The organism is Methanosarcina sp. KYL-1 (assembly GCF_024372725.1).
Lineage (GTDB): Archaea > Halobacteriota > Methanosarcinia > Methanosarcinales > Methanosarcinaceae > Methanosarcina.
Genome location: NZ_VOUA01000016.1, coordinates 80,563 through 86,562 on the forward strand (window position 1 = coordinate 80,563; position 6,000 = coordinate 86,562).

At 45.4% G+C, this 6,000-nt stretch carries 4 protein-coding genes; 3 read left to right on the forward strand and 1 reads right to left on the reverse strand.

Annotated elements, in window-relative coordinates:
* The first annotated feature begins 882 nt into the window (after positions 1-882).
* Entirely contained in the window at positions 883-1,611 is a 729-nt protein-coding gene (locus FTO70_RS11585; RefSeq protein WP_255335912.1) for a hypothetical protein, read from the forward strand.
* Between the two features lie 76 nt (positions 1,612-1,687).
* Here FTO70_RS11585 and FTO70_RS11590 read toward each other — a convergent pair whose 3' ends face one another.
* Complete coding sequence (locus tag FTO70_RS11590) at positions 1,688-2,968, reverse strand: ATP-grasp domain-containing protein (RefSeq protein WP_255335913.1); 1,281 nt, start codon at positions 2,966-2,968, stop codon at positions 1,688-1,690.
* A 642-nt stretch (positions 2,969-3,610) separates the two neighbouring features.
* On the opposite strand from FTO70_RS11590, the gene FTO70_RS11595 reads away from it, so the two are divergent.
* Together FTO70_RS11595 and FTO70_RS11600 are read left to right on the forward strand one after the other, a co-directional pair.
* Entirely contained in the window at positions 3,611-4,750 is a 1,140-nt protein-coding gene (locus FTO70_RS11595; protein ID WP_255335914.1) for a TIGR04083 family peptide-modifying radical SAM enzyme, read from the forward strand.
* A 285-nt stretch (positions 4,751-5,035) separates the two neighbouring features.
* Positions 5,036-6,000: RNA-guided endonuclease TnpB family protein (locus FTO70_RS11600; protein WP_255335915.1), on the forward strand; the 965-nt coding region annotated here is incomplete at its 3' end.

Genomic DNA, 6,000 nt, shown 5'->3' on the forward strand with positions numbered 1-6,000 from the left:
TCCTGTTTTTGGTTTCTTTTTTTGGATTCTATTCTTTTTCGGATCTTATTCTGTTCTGGATTCTATTTATTTTTGGTTTCTTCTGCCTTTAACATTTTCTTATTTTATACGTACAGGCAAATGTTGTTATTTTTCGGAAGAACGGGTGAAGGGTAGAGAAATTCCCACGACTTCAGTCCCTTCTCCATTCACACCACCTCCATTATATTTCTCAGTCTCCTCTTGATTGCTGTTCACCTTTTCTATCTTCTTATTCTTACATAATGTTGTATTATTAAGAAAAAAGTATTTATTGCATTAATCTTATTGTTATATGTTAATACAAAAATTAAATTTTGTATTACTATACAATTCCATCACACTAAACTCTATACTGGCTGGAAGAATGCAGGTCAATTGCAAGGGTCTGATACCGGGCCGTCTTATCATCCTGCTTTCTTCCGGATTTAAGATGAACCATCATAAATGATGGGGGGTAAATTCTTGAAGCAGGAAGTTAGGGGATTGGGGATAAAGAAGGTCCCAGCAAAGAAAAAAGCCTGTTTACAGGTGCAGGGAACTTGGGGCAAGTTTTCTCCTGCATCTGCACCTGTCCATTCTTCATTTCCTGCTTCATCTCCTGCTTCATTTCCGTTCGCAGCGGCTTCCTATTCTTCTCCAGTTCCTTTTCCCGCTCCTTTTGCTTCTGACCCTTCTGCTTCTGCCCCGACTGTTTCTTTTCCTATTCCGGATTACTCATCTTTTCCTTCCGGGTTTCCTTCTCTCGATCTGAATATTTTCCGGGAACCCGGCATAAAAGCCCTTATTAAAGGACACAGTGAGGACCTTTACCGGCTTATAAAAAAGGTGCACTTTGACGGGCAATATTACCGGGTAAAATGTGTGCGCTCCGGAGACTGGGAGCACTGCTGGGAGCTTGCAGTGAGGGTCCAGTTTTTCGGGATGATGCAGGGACTGACCGTCGAACCTGAGCAGGTCGTTTCAAAAAAATCCAGGAAAATCATTTACAGGTCCCTTATCCTGGTAAACCCCTACGAGTTGTGGGGCGAGGAACTGGTCGAGAGGTTGTGGAACCTGCAGGAGAGGATCGAGTTCCTGATTGCAAAGATCCTCTTCCATGAATGCATACATGTCCTGATCTTCCTTGGAAAAACCCTGCCCGCTGGTTTCGGACAGACGGATATCTTCCTTGAATTCAGGGATCTGCTCGAACTTGCAAACTCGGAAAAACTCTGCCCCGAAAGGCAGGAAGTCCGGAACTGTCTCCGGAACCTGGCTGGTCTTTCCTGCAGCTTTTCCGAAAAACCGGGGAGTCTGTCGGAACTTGACCTGGGTTTGGAATCTGACTTGAACTCGGAACCTGACCTGGAGTCAGAGCTGAAGCCGGTCGATGAACTCTATGAATTCCTGATCCACGAAAAATACAGCATCAAAAAAACCGACATGGCTTTCGGCCTTTCCTGGAGCAACAGGAAAGTTGCCAGAGACTATTCAAAGATTGCAGCTCTAAAGCTTGGCTCCTGCGCGGTTTCCGATAAAAAGCTGTGGGAAGCGGAAGTAAGCAGGCTGCGGAGGGCTTTGAAAAAGCTGTATGACAAGCTTGATGAATAGAATCACTCCTGGGGGATGGATTAATAAATTCCTGTGAAATGCCTGAACCAAATGGCTTAATCCCCGGATTCCTGGTTTATTTTCCTGCCCGTCCTTCCTGTTCCATGCGAATCCGGATAAACTCTTTTAAATCCGACCTCAAATACCTTTCAATCTCTCCCCAGCTACTGTCTTCTGTTTCAGTAAAGAGGAACGCAAAAACCGGATATTGCCTGAAGTCCAGCTTCCGTAGCTCCAGAGGCTTTTCAAAACGGGAAACAAAACCCTCGTAATCAAATTCTTCGATGTCTTCCGTTTCAATGTCGTCCGGCTTTTTAGCAATCAAAAGGCAGTAAGTCCTGTTGTCCTTCTCCCCATCTTTTTCCCTCTCCTTTCCCTTATCTTTCCTCTCATTTTCATCCTTTTCCTTGAGAATCTCTTCCCAGTCGGGTTCCAGCCCCTCGCAAAAATACCTGTGCACATTGATCCCGTATGCGTAATACGCAATATCGGTGGTGCACCACCCCGCAAACCTGATCGGGTTTACTTCTATGGGTATCAGCCTGTTCTTTTTATCAACCCGCAACTCTAGATGCAGCGGGAAATCCCTCAGCCCTGCATCTTTCTTCCCGGTATCTGGCAGCTTTGCAACCTCATTTATCTCGCACAGCAGTTTGGTGACTGCTTCCAGATAGGTCCCGATGGTCTTTTTTGAAGTCGTATAGACCTTATCTTCAACGTCGTCTTCCGAAGTAAACAAATGCTCCAGGATATTCAGGACAACCGGCTTTCCCTCGCTGTTGTAGTAAGCGTCCACCGCCAGTTCCGGCCCGTCGATGCAATCTTCAAGGACAAATTTTCCGGAGTTGAACACCTGGGCCGGAAACAGCCCTTTGATGGCTCCCATTTCATTTTTCAAGGCCGGCAGGACTTTTTCCCATTCTTCCCCGGTATTGACTTTATATACCCCCGCGCTGAAGAACCCGACTGCAGGTTTGATTATGAACGGCTTTTTGACGGCTTCGATATCCAGTTCGTCCAGGCTGGCAAATTCCACTCCCTGATAGGAAAAGTCAGGATATATGTGCTCCATCAGTTCCCTGAACCTGAGCTTGTCTTTGAACAGGTCGATCTTTTCCGGGATGCCGGTGAAGCCGAGATTATCTGCGATCCAGATGAGGGAGATTTCGGAGTTGCTGTAGATTTTGCAGGGGTTCCTGGTTTTGAGGAGTTCGATGAATTCGGCGTCTTCCAGGAGTTTGATTTCTTTATTGAAATCCAGGCGTTCGGAGGTTGCGTTTTTCAGGACAGGCAGGTTCATTTCTACGATTGTGTCTCTCAGAATTTGAGAAACGTATGGCTCGTCAAGTATGATCAACTATCCCACTCCCCCGGTTTATGAATTTGGTTTTTGAGTCCACATTCTTTATTGAGGAACTAACACTTAATACCATCACAAATTTAAAATTTGAATTTGTTTGTTTCTCGTTTGCTGTTGCTTCTTCTTTTTAGGCACGCTCTTCCTAATTTTTATTCTGGAAAAGCCGGACGCTTTTGGCGTCCGGTGAGAGCCCCGGTACCTGAAAAGCATGTCGAAAAATGTTATTCAGGAAAGTTAAATATGAGATAAAGTGGATAAGTGACATAAATAGTCCTCTTGAGCGAACGAAGTGAGCGAAAAGGACCCCGTGCTGTTGCGATTACATCGCAACTCCCAGAAAATCTCCGATTGTCTGCGATCCCGAAGCGGAACTCGGGCGGTGAGAGCCCCGGGACCTGAAAAGCAAGTCGAAAAAGGTTTTCCATGACAAAATTTAAAGACCAGAATCCCGTGGGCTTTTTTTTCAGCCGAGAACAGCCCTGCGGTTTTGAGCATAAACCTGTATCCGGCATCCAGCTTTTCGATTTCTTCGGATTGCGTAATTCGGAAGTTTTTTCTAACCTGTACTGTATCCTGGAAAATCGACTTTTAGAAAAGTACTAATAATTTGAAAAAGATTGAAAAAGGGGTGCTTTAAAAATGCCTTTTCACGTGATGCTTATTCCTACTTTAGGCTGTCCTTCCAATTGCAGTTATTGCTGGAGTTCCGAGGAAAGGTCTCCGATAATGAGCATTGAGACCATCAAGGAAGTGGTTGAATGGCTCAAGAATTTCAGGGACGATTCAGTTACCTTTACCTTCCACGGGGGAGAGCCTCTCCTGGCAGGGGCTGGTTTTTTCCGGGAAGCTTTACCCTTGCTGGTTGAGGGCTTAAGTGACAGGAAAATGGCTTTTGCAATACAGACCAACCTGTGGAAGATGACCCCGGAAATAGCCGAAATTTTTGCGAAATACAATATTCCCATCGGTTCCAGCCTGGACGGCCCAAAGGAGCTTAACGATTTCCAGAGGGGGAAAGGGTACTACGATAAGACCATGCGGGGCTACGAAATTGCAAAGGAGCACGGCCTTTCCGTGAGGTTCATCACCACCTTTACCTCCCATTCCGTAAATTTCAAGGATGAAATCTTTAACTTTTATCTGGAAAACGGTTTCATGCTCAAATTCCATCCCGCACTCCCTTCCTTACGCGGGGACGAACCCGAGAAATGGGCGCTTGACCCTGAAGAGTACGGCAGGCTCTTAATCTATCTCCTGAACAAATACCTTGAAAACCTGGGCCGTATCGAGGTTCTGAACATCGACCACCTGTGTAAGGGCGTGTTCGGCGGCCGGGGCGCTGTCTGCACCTTCGTGGACTGCATGGGAGACACCTTTGCCGTGGGCCCCGACGGCGGCATATACCCCTGCTACCGTTTTGTGGGCATGCCGAAATATGTCATGGGAAATGTTTATGACCACCCCAGCATGGAAGACCTCGCCCAGTCCGACGCCTGGAAACTCATGCAACAGTATAAGGAATACGTGGACAGGGAATGCAAGCAGTGTGCCCACATCAAATACTGCCGCGGCGGCTGCCCCTATAACGCCATAACCCCCTACGACGGAGAAATTAAAGGCGTCGACCCCCACTGTATTTCTTACAAGATGATCTTCGATGAAATTACCAACCGGGTAAATGAGGAATTATTCGGCTCCTCCGGCATGGACATGTTCCAGGCAGGGCCCATGAAAGCCTCAAGGCCTGGGATAATGTCCCTGATGCTTAAGAAGATCTGAAATTAGAGCATCCGGCTCAAAATTTCACTTTTTTTTCATTTTTTTCTGCAGAGGTTTTTATCTTTTTTCGCTTTTTTCACTTTTTTCCCGGGGTCGATGATTCGGGACCGCGGGCTTTTTCCTCGTGTTTTAACTTTGCAGGCGGGAAGTCCCCTTCCTCGGAGGCCGTAGGCCGACAGGTGGGGGATGAAAGCCGTAAAGTTCCCGATACTACAATCGATTAACTTTCTATAAATTGTTCAAAGACGTTTATATATATGCAAACTTACATATTATAAATATTCCATGCAACTGACTGAAAAGATCAAAATCCATCCTGCAGAAGAACAGGTCGATGTTCTCTGGACTATATCTAACCTCTGTAGATTGATCTACAACTTTGCTCTGACCGAAAGACAGGAAGCATGGAAAAAAGAGAACAGGCGTGTCAGGTACGTAGAACAGCAGAACAAACTCCCTGAAATAAAGGAAAAGTTTCCTCAGTACAATATGGTCTATTCCAAAGTGCTGCAGGGAGTTCTCAAAAAGCTTGACGCTAACTACAAATCGTTTTTTGCCCTTCGCAAAAACGGTGATATCAGTGCAAGACCGCCAAAACACAGGGGAAAAAATTACATCTTCACGATTGTGTATAACCAGAGTGGTTTCAAGTTCGGGGATGGGAAAGCCTCTTTTTCCCATAAGGTCAACGAAGTTCCTCTAACTTTTGAGATTGATAGGGAATACGAAAGCAGGAAAGTCAAACAGGTAGAGATATTCAACAGTGACCCATATAAGGCCAGAGGAGACTGGTTTATCTCAGTAACCTATGACTACGTGCCGGAAGTTCAGTACCATGATAACGGTTTGTATCAGGCGATTGATACAGGGGTTACGAAAATGGTAACTGCTGTCAACTCTCATGGAAAGTTCTTCGAAGCAATAACCGCAAGACCTGATAAGTACTGGAACAAAAAAATTGACACTCTGAAATCCCGAAGGGATCACTGCAAAAAGAATAGCAGAAGATGGCAGAGGTTCAATGCCAATATCAATAAAATGGAGAGAAAATGGTCTAACCAGAATAAGGATTATCAGCACCAACTCTCTATAAAAATGGTTGAGAACACGAAGGCTAATACCCTCATAGTCGGGGATCTGAAAGTAAAGAATATGGCCAAGTCAAAAAAGATGAAAGGAAAGCGGAAAAAAGGGTTGAACAGGTCTACTCAGAACCAGGGCTTCCTTTCTCGCTTCATCGGATTTTTGAC